Annotated in this window: 14 protein-coding genes; 1 reads left to right on the top strand and 13 read right to left on the bottom strand. The window is 70.7% G+C overall.

Translation table 11 applies throughout. The features are described from left to right. Positions 1-23: 23 nt before the first annotated feature. From IEJ02_RS27795 to IEJ02_RS27780, 4 genes are all read right to left on the bottom strand, one after another. Positions 24-488 carry a GNAT family N-acetyltransferase gene (locus IEJ02_RS27795; protein ID WP_191067345.1) on the bottom strand — a complete coding sequence of 155 codons (465 nt, stop codon included), beginning with the start codon at positions 486-488 and terminating at the stop codon, positions 24-26. Beyond that, positions 485-1,426 (bottom strand): RluA family pseudouridine synthase, encoded by a 942-nt coding sequence (locus tag IEJ02_RS27790; protein WP_046089296.1) that lies wholly within the window; start codon positions 1,424-1,426, stop codon positions 485-487. Before IEJ02_RS27790 ends, IEJ02_RS27795 begins: the two co-directional genes overlap by 4 nt. A gap of 94 nt (positions 1,427-1,520) precedes the next feature. After that, entirely contained in the window at positions 1,521-2,108 is a 588-nt protein-coding gene (gene lspA / locus IEJ02_RS27785) for a signal peptidase II (protein ID WP_191067344.1), read from the bottom strand. 70 nt (positions 2,109-2,178) lie between these two features. After that, a complete protein-coding gene (locus tag IEJ02_RS27780) occupies positions 2,179-2,937 on the bottom strand; it encodes a TraR/DksA family transcriptional regulator (RefSeq protein ID WP_191067343.1) in 759 nt (252 codons plus the stop codon). Positions 2,938-3,556: 619 nt separating this feature from the next. Here IEJ02_RS27780 and ileS point away from each other — a divergent pair. Further along, positions 3,557-6,694, top strand: coding sequence for an isoleucine--tRNA ligase (ileS, locus tag IEJ02_RS27775; RefSeq protein WP_191067342.1), 3,138 nt, complete (start codon positions 3,557-3,559; stop codon positions 6,692-6,694). A 377-nt stretch (positions 6,695-7,071) separates the two neighbouring features. Here the strand turns inward: ileS and IEJ02_RS27770 are convergent, their stop codons facing one another. From IEJ02_RS27770 to ftsW, 9 genes are all read right to left on the bottom strand, one after another. Continuing rightward, a complete protein-coding gene (locus IEJ02_RS27770; RefSeq protein WP_137977558.1) occupies positions 7,072-8,241 on the bottom strand; it encodes a DivIVA domain-containing protein in 1,170 nt (389 codons plus the stop codon). A gap of 49 nt (positions 8,242-8,290) precedes the next feature. Continuing rightward, on the bottom strand, positions 8,291-8,587 hold the full coding sequence (locus IEJ02_RS27765) for a YggT family protein (protein WP_014060001.1): 297 nt from the start codon (positions 8,585-8,587) through the stop codon (positions 8,291-8,293). Between the two features lie 82 nt (positions 8,588-8,669). Further along, complete coding sequence (locus IEJ02_RS27760; RefSeq protein ID WP_191067341.1) at positions 8,670-9,290, bottom strand: cell division protein SepF; 621 nt, start codon at positions 9,288-9,290, stop codon at positions 8,670-8,672. Positions 9,291-9,413: 123 nt separating this feature from the next. Next, on the bottom strand, positions 9,414-10,133 hold the full coding sequence (locus IEJ02_RS27755) for a YggS family pyridoxal phosphate-dependent enzyme (protein WP_191067340.1): 720 nt from the start codon (positions 10,131-10,133) through the stop codon (positions 9,414-9,416). Between the two features lie 3 nt (positions 10,134-10,136). Beyond that, positions 10,137-10,877: a peptidoglycan editing factor PgeF gene (gene pgeF, locus IEJ02_RS27750; RefSeq protein ID WP_191067339.1), complete on the bottom strand. Its 741-nt coding sequence runs from the start codon at positions 10,875-10,877 to the stop codon at positions 10,137-10,139. Positions 10,878-10,920: 43 nt separating this feature from the next. Continuing rightward, positions 10,921-12,162 carry a cell division protein FtsZ gene (ftsZ, locus tag IEJ02_RS27745; protein WP_191067338.1) on the bottom strand — a complete coding sequence of 414 codons (1,242 nt, stop codon included), beginning with the start codon at positions 12,160-12,162 and terminating at the stop codon, positions 10,921-10,923. Positions 12,163-12,439: 277 nt separating this feature from the next. After that, the gene (locus IEJ02_RS27740) at positions 12,440-13,237 is read right to left on the bottom strand and encodes a cell division protein FtsQ/DivIB (protein ID WP_191067337.1); all 798 of its coding nucleotides are present in this window, start codon (positions 13,235-13,237) and stop codon (positions 12,440-12,442) included. A gap of 13 nt (positions 13,238-13,250) precedes the next feature. Then, a complete protein-coding gene (gene murG / locus IEJ02_RS27735; protein WP_037948994.1) occupies positions 13,251-14,345 on the bottom strand; it encodes an undecaprenyldiphospho-muramoylpentapeptide beta-N-acetylglucosaminyltransferase in 1,095 nt (364 codons plus the stop codon). Positions 14,346-14,351: 6 nt separating this feature from the next. Further along, on the bottom strand, positions 14,352-15,803 hold the full coding sequence (gene ftsW, locus IEJ02_RS27730) for a putative lipid II flippase FtsW (protein ID WP_191067336.1): 1,452 nt from the start codon (positions 15,801-15,803) through the stop codon (positions 14,352-14,354). Positions 15,804-15,843 lie beyond the last annotated feature (40 nt).

The following is a 15,843-nucleotide window of genomic DNA, read 5'->3' as shown; positions in this document are numbered from 1 at the left end:
AGCGACCGGCCGGTGTCAGGGCGCTACAGCGACCGTCGCATCGCCCGGTGCGGAATGCCGCTGCCCTCGTCGAACTCGGGGCCGAACGCCTCGTAGCCCAGCCGCTCGTAGAAGCCGAGCGCATGGGTCTGGGCCTCCAGGTAGACCTCGGCCAGACCGCGCCGCCGGGCCTCCGCCTCGACGGCCCGGACCAGGTCGGCCCCCAGCCCCGTGCCCCGCGCCGCCCCGGCCACCGCGAGGCGGCCGAGCACGGCGGTGGTGGCGCCGTCGACACCGGCGTGGCCGTACTTCTTGTCGGCGGCCGCGCCGTGCAGGAAGCGGACGGTGCCCACCGGGCGGCCTCCGTCGTCGGTGGCCAGGAGGTGGACGGCGTGCGCGTCGTACGCGTCCATCTCCTCCTCCTCGGGGATCCGCTGCTCGACCACGAAGACCTCGCGGCGGACCGCGAAGCAGCCGGACAGATCCCCGTCGGTCACGACCTCGATCACGCGCTCTCCGCCTTCACGATGTCCAGCGCACCGCGCAGATCGTCCGGGTAGGCGCTTTCGAACTCGACCCATCCGCCGTGGGCGGGGTGCTCGAAGCCGAGCCGCACGGCGTGCAGCCACTGCCGGGTCAGCTTCAGCCGCTTGGCGAGCGTCGGGTCCGCGCCGTAGGTGAGGTCGCCGACGCAGGGGTGGCGGTGGGCCGCCATGTGCACCCGGATCTGGTGGGTGCGGCCGGTCTCCAGCTTGATGTCCAGCAGGCTCGCGGCCCGGAACGCCTCGATGAGGTCGTAGTGGGTGACGCTCGGCTTGCCGTCCGCGGTCACCGCCCACTTGTAGTCGTGCTGGGGATGGCGGCCGATCGGGGCGTCGATGGTGCCGCTCAGCGGGTCCGGGTGGCCCTGGACCAGCGCGTGGTAGCGCTTGTCCACGGTGCGCTCGCGGAACTGCTGCTTGAGCACGGAGTACGCGAGCTCGGACTTGGCGACGACCATGAGCCCGGAGGTGCCGACGTCCAGCCGGTGCACGATCCCCTGGCGCTCGGCGGCGCCCGAGGTGGAGACGCGGAAACCGGCGGCGGCGAGCCCGCCGATCACGGTGGGGCCGGTCCAGCCGGGGCTGGGGTGGGCGGCGACGCCGACCGGCTTGGAGACGACCACGATGTCCTCGTCGTCGTGCACGATGTCCATGCCCTCGACGGGCTCGGCGACGATCCGCACCGGCGGCGCGGCCTGCGGCATCTCGACCTCGAGCCAGGCACCCCCGGAGACGCGGTCGGACTTCCCGGCGACGCTGCCGTCGAGCTGCACCTTTCCGGCGGCGGCCAGCTCGGCCGCCTTGGTCCGGGAGAAACCGAACATGCGGGCGATCGCGGCATCGACGCGCTCGCCCTCCAGACCGTCCGGTACGGGCAGGGTGCGGATCTCGGGAATCGTACTCACCCGACGAGTATGCCGGACCGGGAGCACCGGTTCGTACGCCCGTCGGATACCGGCCGTGACGCCGCTCCCCGGGACCGGACCGGCGCCGGCCCCGTCAGTCCTTGTGGACCGTGCCGTCCGGGTCCAGACCGCGGAAGGACAGGACCACGATCAGGAAGCCGCCGCACACGATGGCCGAATCGGCGAGGTTGAAGACCGCGAAGTGGGAGGGCGCGATGAAGTCGACGACCGCCCCCTGGAAGTCCCCGGGCGCCCGGAAGATCCGGTCGGTGAGGTTGCCGAAGGCGCCGCCGAGCAGCAGCCCGAGCGCGATGGCCCAGGGCAGGCTGTGGAGCTTGCGGGCCAGCCGCGCGATCACCACGATGACGCCGACCGCGATCACCGTGAAGACGATGGTCATGGCCTCGCCGAAGCCGAACGCCGCCCCCCGGTTGCGGATCACCTCCAACTGCAGCCAGGTGCCGATCACCTCGACCGGAGCGTGGTGCTCCAGCTTCGCGACCACGGCCAGCTTGCTGGTCAGATCGATCAGATAGGCCAGCGCCGCGACCGTGAGGAGCACCCCGACGCGCCGCTTCCCCCTGCCCGCCGCGGCCTCATCGGATCCGGCGGCGCCGGCCCCGGCGCCTTCCTCTGCCTTCCCCGCGTCCGGCGTACCGATGGCCTGCTCCGCCTCTGTCACGTGAGTCCCTCAACCTCGTGAGTCTGTCTCCCCCTGTGAGGGACGAGGGTACGGCACACGCGTACGGGCGTCAGCGCCGCTCCTGGCGCTGCTTGCACTCGACACACAGCGTGGCCCGGGGGAACGCCTGCATCCGCGCCTTGCCGATCGGGTTGCCACAGCTCTCGCACAGCCCGTACGTCCCGGTGTCCAGCCGATCCAGGGCGCGCTCGGTCTGGAGCAGCATCTCGCGGGCGTTTCCGGCCAGGGCCATCTCGTGCTCGCGGGTGATGTTCTTGGTGCCGGTGTCGGCCTGGTCGTCGCCCGCGCCGTCGCCGGAGTCGCGCATCAGCCCGGTGATCGCCTCCTCGGAGGCGAGGATCTCGGTGCGCAGCCGGCCGGCCTCGGTCAGCAGCCCGGCGCGCGCCTCGTCCACCTCCCCGGCCGACCAGGGGTCCTCGCCCGGGCGGACCGCGAGCTCGCCGGGGTCGACGGGGGCGCCCGCCGCACGGGCCTTGGGCAGGGGTGGCGCGGTCGTCGTGGCCTTCTTGTCGGTCGGCGCACCACCTGGGGTCTTCTTCGCAACCACTTTCCTGGCTCCCGTCTTCTTCGGGGGCACCGCCTTGTCGGCGGGCGCGGCCTTCTTGGCGGGCGTCTCCGACGTCTTCTTCGGTGCGCTCTTCTTCGCCGCCTTGGCGTTCTTCGCCGCCTTGGCGGCGCCTTGCGCGGCGGCCCTGCCGGGTGCCGCGGTCTCGTTGACGGCCTTCTTGCCCGAGGCGCTCTTCTTGCCGGGCGCGGCCTTCGTCGCCTTCGCCGTGCTCTTCTGCACGGCGGTCTTTCTCGCCACCATGGCCGCGGCCCCTTCACATATTGTGATCTTGCGCGCGAATCGTTCCGGAACGATAAATCGACTCCGGACGGGCGGCAACGGGGCACGCCGCCCGATTCGCCCGGCTTGCCCGTGCGACAACCCGGTCTCCACCGTTGTGCCCCACTCCACGCCCGGTAATCCGTCCGGGATCCGGCACCCGGTGGTGACCCAGCGTGACGGCCCTGATCGCGGCCCCCGGCGTCTGGCCATTCGGGTCAGCCCCCGGAGCCGGCCGTCACCCGCTCGGAGCAGTGCCCCAGCGGTGACCGAGCAGTGCCATATTCGGTCGGCCCCGGTCTCCTCGGCCCCGTACACTGGGGCGCAGCGAAAGGCGTGGATGGGGACGAGTAGCGTCGTAGGCGGCCCAGAGCGACCCGGGGACGGTGTGAGCCCGGGGGCGAGCGCGATGTGAAGGATCACCCCGGAGCCGCCGGAAGAACGCCCGCCCTGGGTCAGTAGAACCGGCATCGCGATCCCAATGAGGGGGCCGGGAGCAGACCGCTGCCGGTCAAGGAGGGTGGTACCGCGGGAGCGCACGGCTCTCGTCCCTCCGACGGAAACGGAAGAGCACGTGTCCGCCGGAGGAAGAAGAGCCCCGATGACGCCGCAGTACCGCCAGGTGCCCGCCCAGGTCGACCTGCCCGCCCTCGAGCACGCCGTGCTCGACTTCTGGCGGGAGAACAAGATCTTCGCCCGTAGCCTCGAGCAGTCCGAGGGGCGGCCCGAGTGGGTCTTCTACGAGGGCCCGCCGACCGCGAACGGCATGCCGGGCGCCCACCACATCGAGGCCCGCGTCTTCAAGGACGTCTTCCCGCGCTTCCGCACCATGCGGGGCTACCACGTCGACCGCAAGGCGGGCTGGGACTGCCACGGCCTGCCGGTGGAGCTGGCGGTCGAGAAGGAGCTGGGCTTCAACGGTAAGAAGGACATCGAGGCGTACGGCATCGCCGAGTTCAACGCCAAGTGCCGGGAGTCCGTCACCCGGCACACCGACGCCTTCGCCGAGCTCACCACCCGGATGGGGTTCTGGACCGACCTCGACGGCGCCTACTGGACCATGAACCCCGGGTACATCGAGTCGGTGTGGTGGTCCCTGAAGGAGATCTTCACCAAGGGGCTGCTGGTCCAGGACCACCGCGTGGCCCCCTGGTGCCCGCGCTGCGGCACCGGGCTGTCCGACCACGAGCTGGCCCAGGGCTATGAGACGGTCGTCGACCCCTCGGTCTTCGTCCGCTTCCCGCTGACCTCAGGCCCGCTGGCGGGCGAGGCGGCGCTGCTGGTGTGGACGACCACGCCGTGGACCCTGGTCTCCAACACCGCCGTGGCCGCGCACCCGGAGGTGCGCTATGTGGTCGCCGGCAACGGCGAGGAGAAGCTGGTCGTCGCCGAGCCGCTGGTCGAGAAGGCGCTCGGCGAGGGCTGGACGGTCACCGGGGAGTCGTTCACCGGGGCCGAGATGGAGCGCTGGAGCTATCGGCGCCCCTTCGAGCTGGTGGAGATCCCCGGCGCCCACTTCGTCGTCAACGCCGACTACGTGACGACCGAGGACGGCACCGGTCTGGTCCACCAGTCCCCCGCCTTCGGTGAGGACGACCTGCTGACCTGCCGGGCGTACGGGCTGCCGGTGGTCAACCCGGTCCGCCCGGACGGCACCTTCGAGGAGGGCCTGGAGCTGGTCGGCGGCCAGTTCTTCAAGAAGGCCGACGAGGCGCTGACGGCGGACCTCAAGGACCGTGGGCTGCTGTTCCGGCACGTGCCGTACGAGCACAGCTACCCGCACTGCTGGCGCTGCCACACCGCGCTGCTCTACTACGCCCAGCCGTCCTGGTACATCCGCACCACCGCGATCAAGGACGCGCTGCTGCGGGAGAACGAGAAGACCAACTGGTATCCCGAGTCGGTCAAGACCGGTCGCTATGGCGACTGGCTCAATAACAACATCGACTGGGCGCTGTCGCGGAACCGCTACTGGGGCACCCCGCTGCCCATCTGGCGCTGTGCCGAGTCCCATCTCACCTGCGTCGGCTCCCTCACCGAGCTCTCCGAGCTGACCGGCACCGACCAGAGCGGTCTGGACCCGCACCGGCCGTACATCGACGCGGTCACCTTCACCTGCACCGCCGACGGCTGCTCGCTGACGGCCGAGCGGGTGCCCGAGGTCATCGACGCCTGGTACGACTCGGGCTCGATGCCCTTCGCGCAGTACGGCTACCCGTACCGCAACAAGGAGCTCTTCGAGCGGCGCTACCCGGCGCAGTTCATCTCCGAGGCCATCGACCAGACCCGCGGCTGGTTCTACACGCTGATGGCGGTCGGCACGCTCGTCTTCGATAAGTCCTCGTATGAAAACGTGGTCTGCCTCGGTCACATCCTGGCCGAGGACGGTCGCAAGATGTCCAAGCACCTGGGCAACATCCTTCAGCCGATCCCGCTGATGGATCAGCACGGCGCGGACGCGGTGCGCTGGTTCATGGCCGCGGGCGGCTCGCCGTGGGCGGCCCGCCGGGTGGGCCACGGCACCATCCAGGAGGTCGTGCGCAAGACGCTGCTCACCTACTGGAACACGGTGGCCTTCCAGGCGCTGTACGCCCGCACCTCGGGCTGGGCGCCGTCCGCGGCCGACCCGGCCCCGGCCGAGCGGCCGCTGCTGGACCGGTGGCTGCTGGGCGAGCTGGGCACGCTCACCGAGCAGGTCACCCAGTCCCTGGAGGCGTACGACACCCAGCGCGCCGGAAAGCTGCTGTCGGCCTTCGTCGACGACCTGTCCAACTGGTACGTGCGCCGCTCCCGCCGCCGCTTCTGGCAGGGCGACGCGGCCGCGATGCGCACCCTGCACGACGTCATCGAGACGGTCACCCGGCTGATGGCGCCCCTGGTGCCGTTCATCACCGAGCGGGTCTGGCAGGACCTGGTCGTCCCGGTGACCCCGGAGGCCCCCGCCTCCGTGCACCTGACCACCTGGCCCGAGCCGGACCGGTCGATGATCGACCCGGCCCTCTCGGAGCGGATGGCGCTCGTGCGGCGCCTGGTGGAGCTGGGGCGCGCGACCCGCGCGGAGTCCGGTGTGAAGACGCGCCAGCCGCTGTCGCGCGCGCTGGTCGCCGCCTCCGGCTTCGAAAACCTCGGCGCCGAACTGCGCGCCCAGATCGAGGAGGAGCTGAACGTCTCCTCGCTGGCGTCGCTGAGCGAGGTCGGCGGCTCGCTGGTCGACACGACCGCGAAGGCCAACTTCCGCGCCCTGGGCAAGCGCTTCGGCAAGGGCACCCAGCCGGTCGCCAAGGCGATCGCGGAGGCGGACGCGGCCGCGCTGTCGGTCGCGCTGCGCGAGGGGAACGCGTCGGTCGTGGTGGACGGCGAGACGGTCGTCCTCTCCCCCGACGAGGTCATCATCACCGAGACCCCGCGCGAGGGCTGGTCGGTCGCCTCCGACGCGGGCGCCACGGTCGCGCTCGACCTGGAGATCACCCCGGAGCTGCGGCGCGCGGGGCTGGCCCGTGACGCGATCCGGCTGATCCAGGAGGCCCGTAAGAACAGCGGGCTGGACGTGGCCGACCGGATCGCGCTGCGGTGGCAGTCGGCCGACGAGGAGCTGCGTCAGGCTCTCGCCGACCACGCCGAGCTGATCGCCGACGAGGTCCTCGCGATCGACTTCGCCTCCGGCGACGGGGAGGAAGGCTACGGCGAGCAGTTCACCGACGCCCCGCTGGGTCTGACCTTCCGCCTCCGCAAGGCGTAACGCTCCGCCGGGGTTTGTTCCCCACCCCGCCCCTTCCCACAACCGGGGCTCCGCCCCGGACCCCGNGGTTTGTTCCCCACCCCGCCCCTTCCCACAACCGGGGCTCCGCCCCGGACCCCGGTCCTCAATCTCCCCCAGCTACCGCTGGGAGGTGCCCCATGGACGGGCTGATAATCAGCCCGTCCGGCGATTGAGGACACGCCCGAAGGGCGTCCGGGGTCCAGGGGCGGAGCCCCTGGTTCGGGAAGGGGCGGGTAGGGGAAAAGCCCCCGCCCCCCACGGGCCGCGGGCGTGGCAAAGGGCCGGGCCCCAGGAGGAGGCTCCTGGGGCCCGGCCCTTGTGATTGCCGAACGCTCCGCGCTACTACGCGCCCCGCGTCAGTTGTCGTCCTCGTCGATGAGGAAGCCCCGCATCGGGCTCGGCGCCTGCTGCATCGGCTGCGGACTCTGCGGCCGCACCGGTGCCATCGGCTGGGTCATCGCGGGAGACATCTGCTGCTGGCCACCGTAGGACGGTGCCCCACCGTTCTGGTTGTGGCCGCCCATCGACTGGTTGCCACCCATCGTGTGGCCACCCATCGAGCCGGCGCCGGCCGAGGCCATGGAGCCGCTCATCGAGGGGGACGGCGGCAGCGAGGCGGTCGCCGGGGTGCGCGGCGGGGCGAGCGAGTCGTCGGCCTGGTTCTCCAGCTGGCGCAGCTGGCTCTCCAGGTACGACTTCAGCCGCGTGCGGTACTCGCGCTCGAAGCCGCGCAGATCCTCGACCTTGCGCTCGAGCGTGGCACGAGCGGACTCCAGGGAGCCCATCGCGACACGGTGCTTCTCCTGCGCGTCCCGCTCCAGCGCGTCGGCCTTGGCGCGGGCGTCCCGCTCCAGGCCCTCGGCGCGGCTACGGGCCTCGCCGACGATCTTGTTGGCCTCGGAACGGGCCTCCGCGATCGCCTGGTCGGCGGTCTGCTGCGCGAGCGAGAGCACGCGCGCGGCGCTGTCGCCGCCCGGGCCCTGCCCCGGCTGCGGCAGCTGCGGGCCGCCGGGGCCACCAGGACCGCCGGGGCCACCCGGGCCACCGGGACCGCCCATCGGGCCACCCATGGGGCCGCCGGGGCCCATGGGACCACCCTGCTGCATCGGGCCGGGTCCGCCCTGCTGCATCGGCCCGGGGCCACCCTGCTGCATCGGGCCGGGGCCGTTCTGGCCCATCGGACCGGCCGGCAGCTGCGGGGCTCCGCCCGGGAGTTGGGGCGGGCCACCCATCTGCTGCTGGCCGGGCGGCACCGGCTGCGGCGGTCCAGATATGGCGGCGGGCACGGGTGCACCCGGCCGCTCCTGCTGTTCGGGAGGCTTGCGCATGCCTTGTTGCTGGCTCTGGGCCGCGGCACGCGTCGCGGCGGCCAGCTTGGCACGCAGGTCCTCGTTCTCCCGCAGCAGCCGGGTCAGTTCGGCTTCGACCTCGTCGAGGAAGGCATCGACCTCGTCCTCGTCATAGCCTTCTCGGAGGCGGACGGTCGTGAACTGCTTGTTCCGCACGTCCTCGGGGGTCAACGGCATCTCTACTTCACCTCAACGTAGTCGTCGGCAATCGGCAAGACCGTATCGTTCACACCCTGCTCGCAAAATTGCTCACGACGGTGATCAGGATCCAGACGATGATCATCAGCACGAAGAAGGACAGGTCGAGCGCCACACCCCCGAGACGCAACGGCGGGATGAACCGCCGTAGCAGCTTGAGTGGCGGATCGGTCACAGTGTAGGTGGCCTCGAGGATGACCACCATCGCCCTACCGGGTTGCCACGAGCGCGCGAACTGGAAGACATAGTCCATCACGAGCCTGAAGATCAGCACGATCAGGTAGCAGTAGAGCGCGATGTAGATCACCTGTAGTGCGATGCCCATCCCGCGCGTCCCTCTCCCCTGGTTCGTACTCGGCCTTTCGGCCTCGGATGACTCGGTGTTGCCGGTTTGCCGTTTTTGCGTCTCAGCTCTGGTTGAAGAACCCGCCCTCTGCGATACGGGCCTTGTCCTCCGCCGTGACATCGACGTTAGCAGGAGACAACAGGAACACCTTCTGCGTCACCCGCTCAATGCTCCCATGGAGACCGAACACCAGACCGGCCGCAAAGTCGACAAGTCGCTTCGCATCCGTGTCGTCCATCTCCGTCAGATTCATGATCACGGGAGTGCCCTCACGGAAGTGTTCCCCGATAGTACGGGCCTCGTTGTAGGTCCGGGGGTGCAGTGTGGTGATGCGGTACGGCTCCCGCTCGGACACGACCTTGGGCATGATCACTGGGGCGTTCTTCTCCAAGCTCTGACGTTCAGGTGTGATGGATGCCACGGGGGCAATTCGCGCGGGTCGCCCGGTTTCCACCGCAAGAGGAGCCGGTTCGCGTTGTGCGGGAGGGTGGACGACTCGCACAGATTCGCCCCTTTCCGGCCGTGGTTCGGGCTCCACCACCTGATGCCGCCGGCGGTCCCGCTCGCGCTCGGGCTCCGGCTCGGGCTCGAACTCGTCGTCGGGGTCGAATCCCCGGCCGTCGTACCCATCGTCCTCCACGAGGCCGAGGTAGACCGCCATCTTGCGCATCGCGCCGGCCATTTTCTGCGTCCTCCGCTCTGTGGTGGATCGGCTCCGCCACCGGATGCCATGGATCCACGTGGCCCGCCCGCCTTTTGACGGGAATGACCATATTTTCTGCTGTGGTCCGACTTCTTCGCGACGTTACCGGAGCCTGGGTCGGACTCCGAGTACCGCAGTGCCGACGCGCACATGTGTCGCCCCCGCCGCCACCGCTTCCTCGAGGTCCGAGCTCATCCCCGCCGAGACCATGTTCGCAGCCGGATGGGCCACGCGCAGGCGGGATGAGATTTCCATCAGCCGGTCGAACGCCGCCCGCGGCCGCCCCTCATAGGGGCCCGTCAGCGGGGCGACGGTCATCAGACCGTCGAGCCGGAGCCCTTCGGCCTCGACCACGGACTCGGCGAGCCGTTCCACTCCGTCCGGTCCCACCCCTCCGCGCTCTCCCCGGTCACTGGAGTCCACGTCGAGCGCGACCTGAATCAGGACGCCCAGCTCCCGCGCGGCCCCCACAGCCGCACGGGAGAGCGCGTCGACCAATCGCTTGCGATCGACAGATTGCACCACATCGGCATAACTCGATACGGAACGCACCTTATTGGTCTGCAATTGCCCGACAAAGTGCCAGATCAATGGCAGATCCGCGCATTCCGCGGCTTTAGGGGCGGCCTCCTGGTCGCGGTTCTCGGCGACGTGCCGTACGCCGAGTTCCGCGAGCAAACGGATATCGCTCGCCGGATAGGTCTTGGTGACCACGATCAGGGTCACCTCTTCGCGCTTGCGACCGGCCTCGGCACAGGCGGCAGAGATACGTTCCTCCACCCGGGCCAGGTTCGCGGCCAGTTCCGCCTTGCGATCCGTCACAGCTCAGCCGCCCAACCAGACATAGCTCGCGAGCCGCCCCGTGGTGCGCTCGCGCCGGTAGGAGAAGTGGTCCGCCGACTCCAGGGTGCAGATGTGAGATTGTCCATCCATCTCGTCCATCCGCACACCCGCGCGCTCCAGTTGGGCCCGCACACCGGCCGCCACATCCACCGCGGGGGTACCCCAGCGGGTCTCGGCCCACGCCTCCGGCACCGTCTCGGCGACATCGGCGCGCATGTCCGCGGGGACCTCGTAGCAGCGGCCGCAGACCGCGGGCCCGGTGCGGGCGACGATCCGGGCGGGCTCGGCGCCCTGTTCGGTCATCGCCTTCACCACCGCGGGCACCACTCCGGCGACCAGTCCCGGCCGCCCGGCGTGGGCCGCGCCGACGACCCCGGCCACCGGATCGGCCAGCAGCACCGGGGTGCAGTCGGCGGTGAGCACGGCCAGGGCGAGCCCCCGACGCCGCGTCACCACCGCGTCCACCGCCGGGATCTCGCCATCCGGCCACGGCCCGTCGACCACCGCGACATCCCGGCCGTGCACCTGGTTCATCCAGACGACCGCCGCCGGGTCCAGGCCCATCGCCTTGGCGGCCAGCTCGCGGTTGGTCCGTACGGCCTCGGGGTCGTCGCCGACCGCCCCGCCGAGGTTGAGCTCGTCATACGGAGCGGCGCTCACCCCGCCCCACCGGTCGGTGAAGGCGAAGTGCGCGCCGCTCGCGTCGTGCTGTTGCGCTATCACGTCTGGTTCACTTCAAAGTCGCCGTCGAGCCATGCCGGACGGCTCACTTCAGGAAGTCCGGGACGTCCAGCTCCTCGGCCTGGCTCTCCGGGTAGGGGCGGGCCGGGGGGACCTGGGGGTGCGGGGTGGGCACCGGGGGCGGCGGCACCTCGGCGACCGGGGCCGGGTCCGCCGGGGCGGGCTCCTCCTCGCGCGGGGTGACGCTGCCGAGCCCGCCGAAGGACGGGCGGCTGCCGCTGTCCTGGCCGGCCGGGCGGCTCGAGGAGCTGCCGGATCCCTCTTCGCGGTTGCCGCCGCTGTAGGAGCCGAGCACCTTGTCGCGGTTCTTCGCGGGCGGCTGACCGCCGTCGAAGCCCGCCGCGATCACGGTGACCCGGACCTCGTCGCCGAGCGCGTCGTCGATCACCGCGCCGAAGATGATGTTGGCTTCGGGGTGGGCGGCCTCGCTCACCAGCTGGGCGGCCTCGTTGATCTCGAACAGACCGAGGTCCGAGCCGCCGGAGATGGAGAGCAGCACGCCCCGGGCGCCGTCGATGGACGCCTCCAGCAGCGGCGAGGAGATCGCCATCTCGGCCGCGGCCACCGCGCGGTCGTCGCCGCGGGCCGAGCCGATGCCCATGAGCGCCGATCCGGCCTCCGACATCACGGACTTGACGTCCGCGAAGTCGAGGTTGATCAGACCCGGGGTGGTGATCAGGTCGGTGATGCCCTGAACACCCGACAGCAGCACCTGGTCGGCCGACTTGAACGCGTCGAGCACGCTCACCTGACGGTCCGAAATGGACAGCAGCCGGTCGTTCGGGATCACGATGAGGGTGTCGACCTCGTCCCGCAGACCCGCGATGCCGTCCTCCGCCTGATTGGCGCGGCGGCGGCCCTCGAAGGTGAACGGGCGGGTGACCACACCGATCGTCAGTGCGCCCAGCGAGCGGGCGATGTTCGCGACCACCGGGGCACCGCCGGTGCCCGTGCCGCCGCCCTCACCCGCCGTCACGAAGACCATGTCGGCCCCCTTGAGGACCTCCTCGATCTCCTCGCGGTGGTCCTCGGCGGCCTTGCGGCCGACCTCGGGGTTGGCGCCGGCTCCCAGGCCCCGGGTGAGCTCGCGGCCGACGTCCAGTTTGACGTCCGCGTCACTCATCAGCAGGGCCTGCGCATCGGTGTTGATCGCGATGAACTCGACGCCCTTGAGCCCGACCTCGATCATCCGGTTGATGGCGTTCACGCCACCGCCGCCGATGCCGACGACCTTGATGACTGCGAGGTAGTTCTGCGGTGCTGCCACGTCGAAGGCCTCTCGCCTCGAGTTACGTGTCGCCACCCCGCCGTTGCCGCGGTGCGCCGACTGATGCCGAATGGGACGGTTCCGATTGCCGACCCCAACCCTAACGCTGAAGTTTAGGGTTACCAGTGCCTCTGTTTCCCGGACTCTTCGGAACAGGACACTAAGTCGACAAGTGGCGAGCGTTCAATGAACACGCCGAACCTCCCGCTTTTCTTTTCACCCTATGTGATCACCCAGCGGGCTAGCCAACCAGGGTGCTGGCCTGCCGCTATCCACGTCAACTGCGAGACACCGCGGGGGCACTCGGCGCTTGGACGTCGAAGTGGTCGGCGTCCGGCCGCGCTTTCATCAGGGCGGTGAGCGCCTTGGCCTTCGCCACGCCGCGCTCTCCGCTCCCCCAGGCGATGGTACGGCCCCCGGTCAGCTCCAGGGTGATCGAATCGTACGAGCGGACCCTGAGGGAACGGGTGTCCTGGCGGACCTTCTCGGGGAGTTGGGTGACCACCCGGACCGCCTCGCGGCGCAGTCTGGTCGGGCCGAAATGGCGCGAACTCGGCGACCGATCCGGCTCCATTTCCAGCAGCGGAACCCCCTTCGGACGCTTGCTCAGGGTGGAGAACCGGACTCCCGTGGCGTCCACTTCGTGGAACTTCCCGTCCTCTTCGACAATGGCTTCGGGCCTGCGTTCCGTCACCACCAGACTGATGGTGTGCGGCCATGACCGGGATACGTCCACTTTCGCAATCCGCTTCAGCCGCTCGCGCACCCGATGTTCGATCGCTCGGGTGTCCACCGCCACCAGCGGGGTGTTCAGGGATACGTCGGCGGCGTCGCGCACCTCCTCGGCGGTGAGGACGGTGGTGCCGGCGACCCGCACCCGCTCGGCCCGCAGCCAGCTCGAGCCGTAGAGCAGCCAGACGGCCCCGGCGCCGAGCAGGATCACCGCCACCGCCGTCACCAGCAGGGTGCGGCGGCCGGGCGGCCGGAGCCGGCGGCGCACCCGGAGGAGGCGTGGGGGCGGGCCGGACGGAGTCGTCCCTCGTGCACCGCGCTCGGCGGTCGACGGTCCGGCCACGCTCCCTGCCTCCTCACGCCTGGCGGCGTGCGCTGATCGCCTCGTACACCATGCCGACCAGCAGCTCGTCGGCGTCCCTGCGGCCGAATTCGGCGGCGCGCCGGGACATCTCGTACAGCCGGTGCGGGTCGCCGAGCACCGGCAGCACATTGCTCTGCACCCACTCGGGGCTCAGCTCGGCGTCGTCGACCAGCAGCCCGCCGCCCGCCTTGACCACCGGCTGGGCGTTGAGCCGCTGCTCGCCGTTGCCGATCGGCAGCGGGACGTAGGCGGCGGGGAGCCCGACGGCGGACAGTTCGGCGACGGTCATCGCGCCCGCGCGGCAGAGCATCATGTCGGCCGCGGCGTACGCGAGGTCCATCCGGTCCACGTACGGTACCGGGATATAGGGCGGCATTCCGGGCATGTTGTCCACATGCGGCAGTTCGTTTTTCGGGCCGACCGCGTGGAGCACCTGGATCCCGGCGCGCTGGAGGAACGGCGCCACCGTCTGGACCACCTCGTTCAGCCGCCGCGCGCCCTGCGAGCCGCCGGAGACCAGCAGCGTCGGCAGGTTCTGGTCGAGCCCGAAGGCCGCGCGGGCCTCGGGGCGGACCGCGGCCCGGTCGAGGGTGGCGATGGAGCGGCGCAGCGGGATGCCCACGTAGCGGGAGTTGCGGAGCTTGCTGTCCGGGGTGGAGACCGCGACGAAGTGGGCGTAGCGGGAGCCGATCTTGTTGGCGAGGCCGGGGCGGGCGTTGGCCTCGTGGACGACGATCGGCACGCCGAGCCGCTTGGCCGCCAGGTAGCCGGGCAGGGCCACATAGCCGCCGAAGCCGACGACGCAGTCGGCCTTGGTGCGCTCCAGGATCTGCTCGGCGGCCTTGATGGTGCCGCGCAGCCGCCCGGGGACGGTGATCAGTTCGGGGGTGGGCTTGCGCGGCAGCGGTACGGCCGGGATGAGCCCGAGCTCATAGCCGCGCTCCGGTACGAGCCGGGTCTCGAGCCCGCGCTCCGTGCCGAGCGCCGTGATCCCCACGGTCGGGTCCTGCCTGCGCAGGGCGTCCGCGAGGGCGAGCGCGGGCTCGATGTGGCCGGCGGTCCCCCCACCGGCGAGTACGACATGCACCGAAATTCACCGCTCTCCGGACGGCCGCCTCTTGACGGGCCGTCTCATCGTCTTCCGTCTCACCCGAGCCAGCTTCTTCCGCAAAGCAGGCTGCCGCATGGCCAGCGCCGCCCGCGCAGCGGGCTCCGCCCGTGCGAAGGCGATCAACAGGCCGACGGCGAACATGGTCGGCAGCAGGGCGGACCCTCCGTAGGAGAACAGCGGGAGCGGAACACCCGCGATCGGCAGCAGACCGAGCACCGCTCCGATGTTGACCACGGCCTGGGCCGTGATCCAGGTGGTCACACCTCCCGCGGCGTACCTCACGAAGGGGTCCTCCGTGCGTCCGGCCACGCGGATACCCGCATAGCCTAGAGCCGCGAAGAGAACGAGAACCGACAGCGTCCCCGCCAGACCGAGTTCCTCCCCGGTAATGGCGAAGATGAAGTCAGTATGCGGTTCGGGTAGTTCGCCCCATTTCTCCATACTTGCCCCGAGTCCCGAGCCGAACCATCCGCCGTTGGCGAGCGCGTAGATTCCGTGCACCGCCTGCCAGCACTGATCGTGCGCACCAGGCTCGGTGGCGCCGATACAGGCGAGCCGGGACATCCGGTTGGCGCTGGTCTTGATGAGCAGCAGGCCGATGACCCCGGCGAAGGCCAGGACGCCCGCGAAGAGCCGGGTGGGGGCGCCGGCCAGCCACAGTAGGCCGAAAAGGATCGCCGTGAGGATGATCGCGGTGCCCATGTCCCCGCCCAGCATGATCAGGCCGAGCAGCATGCCGGTGGCGGGTACCAGCGGGACCAGCAGGTGCTTCCACTGGGCCAGCAGCCGCTTGTCCTGTTTGCGGGCGAGAAGATCGGCGCCCCACAGGACCAGCGCGAGCTTGCCGAACTCACTGGGCTGGAGCAGGAAGGGACCGCCGAAGGAGATCCAGTTCTGGTTGCCGTTGACCGCGATGCCCATGCCCGGGACCTGCACCAGACACATCAGGAAGAGCGAGACCGCGAGCAGCGGATAGGCGAAGGCGCGGTGCAGTTTGATGGGCATCCGCACGGCGAGCAGCATCAGCGCGCCGCCGAGCGCGGCGGCGAAGAGCTGTTTGCGGAAGAAGTACGACGGTGCGAGGCCGGACTGCAGCGCCTTGATCTGGGAGGCGGAGTAGACCATGACCAGCCCGAGCACCAGGATCAGCAGCGAGCCGCCGAGCAGCAGGTAGTACGCGGTCAGCGGCCGGTCCCAGGCCCGCCGGACGCGCTGCTGCAGCCCGCGCAGGGCTTCAGGGACATTCACCCTCGGCGGGCGGCGCGGAGGCCGGGAGGCGCCCACCGAGCCGCGCGGGCGGGCCGGTGACGCCGCCCGGCCCTTGCCCCGTACGGCCTCCCGCAGCCGCGGGGCGCCGCCCGAGCGCGGGGCCGGGCGGCCGGTGCCGGGGCGGGCCGTCCGGGAGCGCGGGGCGGCGGGCTGGTCAGGCGTCATGTCGTATCCCCTCCGGTTTCCCCGCGCGGGCGGTCCTCGC

The sequence above is a fragment of the Streptomyces sp. 5-10 genome (assembly GCF_014712245.1).
Classification (GTDB): domain Bacteria; phylum Actinomycetota; class Actinomycetes; order Streptomycetales; family Streptomycetaceae; genus Streptomyces; species Streptomyces violaceusniger.
The sequence above is the reverse complement of the archived record's forward strand: the minus strand, read 5'-3'. Positions and strand labels throughout refer to the sequence as shown.